The sequence below is a fragment of the Terrisporobacter petrolearius genome (assembly GCF_020748185.1).
Lineage (GTDB): Bacteria > Bacillota > Clostridia > Peptostreptococcales > Peptostreptococcaceae > Terrisporobacter > Terrisporobacter petrolearius.
Genome location: NZ_JAHZMO010000249.1, coordinates 1 through 248, shown reverse-complemented (window position 1 = coordinate 248; position 248 = coordinate 1). Strand labels below are relative to the sequence as shown.

The following is a 248-nucleotide window of genomic DNA, read 5'->3' as shown; positions in this document are numbered from 1 at the left end:
AGTGCTCTACCCCCGTTTCTCTAAATCTTGAGGCTAGCCCTAAAGCTATTTCGGAGAGAACCAGCTATCTCCGGGCTCGATTGGAATTTCACCGCTATCCACAGGTCATCCCCAAGCTTTTCAACGCCCGTGGGTTCGGTCCTCCACGAAATTTTACTTTCGCTTCAACCTGCCCATGGATAGGTCGCCCGGTTTCGGGTCTACGTCAACTACCTATACGCCCAGTTAAGACCCGCCTTCGCTGCGGC

1 rRNA gene is annotated in these 248 nt (G+C 53.6%); it reads right to left on the bottom strand.

The annotated features are described in order from the left end of the window. Nucleotides 1-248: ribosomal RNA gene (locus tag K0040_RS20520) — 23S ribosomal RNA — on the bottom strand; the annotation flags it as partial.